The sequence below is a fragment of the Elstera litoralis genome (assembly GCF_000963705.1).
In the GTDB taxonomy this organism is placed as follows: domain Bacteria; phylum Pseudomonadota; class Alphaproteobacteria; order Elsterales; family Elsteraceae; genus Elstera; species Elstera litoralis.
In genome coordinates this window covers 1-1487 of sequence record NZ_LAJY01000898.1, presented here as the reverse complement: position 1 = coordinate 1487, position 1487 = coordinate 1, and the positions used below count along the sequence as shown (strand labels likewise).

The 1487-nt window shown below is 44.6% G+C and carries 1 protein-coding gene; it reads left to right on the top strand.

The genetic code is table 11. The features are described from left to right. Positions 1–207: 207 nt before the first annotated feature. A complete protein-coding gene (locus VZ95_RS20610) occupies positions 208–1356 on the top strand; it encodes a phosphatidylserine decarboxylase (RefSeq protein WP_045777530.1) in 1149 nt (382 codons plus the stop codon). Positions 1357–1487: the final 131 nt, after the last annotated feature.

Below are 1487 nucleotides of genomic sequence, written 5' to 3'. Positions count from 1 at the left end.
TACGGCATGCGCCCAGACGCTCTACGATGGGGAACCATCTAGAGCGTAATTATAATTTCAAATAACGATCACCCTATCCAGCCGCCTCCAAGCGGAGGCCCTGAGCGAGTAATTTTCCGAACATATTTGTTTAATAAAGTGTTAATTGACATATCTTGAAACTCAAGATATCTAGCGGCTGTCTAAAATTCTCTCAAAGGTTGTCTCATGTTTGTCGAGGCGTCATATAGAATAAAAAATTCGGTAGTTAGGCAGCTTTCTGACCTTATTGAGGAAAATAATTGGACGAGACTTTTTGAGGCCGCATTAAAGGATGTTCGTGAATATAATATTGCTGAGCTTAGAGATGTGTCAGATCTAGAATCATATTTTGAATGGCTTGATTCTCTTTTAAGATGGACACCGAGAGAAACTTATGTCGGGGATGAAATATATAAGCGCGTAAGTGAGTTTTATTTTATTCTGAATCAAAAATCTTTAAAATCATTACAAAATACAATTTTACCCCAAGAATCATCAAAAAACTCAACACCCCTCTCCGCCTGGATGGTGGCGTTCGCTCATGAAATGGGATTATATATGGACTCGGAAGCTTCAGTAAATGAAGGTTCATTGGAGTCTTTTCTTAAGTCACCGAAATTCAAGATGAATGATTATATGCCGCCTCCGAGTGGTTATAAAACTTTTAATCAGTTATTCGCGCGTCATATCAAGCCCGGAGCAAGGCCAATCGATAATCTTAACGATGATTCTGTCATTGTGTCAGCGGCGGATTCAACCTTAGTTGGCGTCTGGGATATCGATAGTAATTCAACAGTGCATGTTAAATCATTAGATTGGTCGATTGATGAACTTTTGAAAGAAAGTCCTTATCGGAATCGTTTTTCTGGCGGTAAATTTATTCACTCATTTTTGAATACTTATGATTATCATCGACTTCATACTCCTGTTTCTGGAGTGGTTCTTGAGTCTCGTGTAATCTTGGGGCGTGTTTATATGGATGTTGTCGCTACGCCTGACGAAGAGGGTGAGGCGAGTAGCCATCGTATTCATCGTCTACACGTTCAAGATGGCACCGGCTACCAATTCGCACAGGCGCGCGGGTTGATCGTGCTCGATAGCCCCATCGGCCTCGTCGCGGTGTTGCCGATTGGGATGGCGCAGGTTTCCTCGGTCGTGATGACCGCCGAAGTGGGCAAAACCCTGCATAAGGGCGAGGAATTCTCCTACTTCCAGTTCGGCGGCTCGGATCACATTGTTCTGTTCGAAGCGGCCTGCAATATCAACCTCACGGCGCAACCCAATGTTCACTATAACCAGGGCCAAGCCATTGGGGTTGCCTACCCGAATAGCTAATCCGCTACGTTAAACGGGAGAAGGCCGGTGCTCTTGGCTGGGAACCGGCCTTTTCTTATTTCTTCCCCAATTGCGTCGTCAGCCACGTAGTAAACGCAGGCGCATTCATATCGGTCTGCAAACGCGTGAGC

Bases quoted from the DNA above. Each gene is read 5' to 3' on its own strand.
- VZ95_RS20610 (WP_045777530.1), top strand. From the start codon at position 208: ATGTTTGTCGAGGCGTCATATAGAATAAAAAATTCGGTAGTTAGGCAG.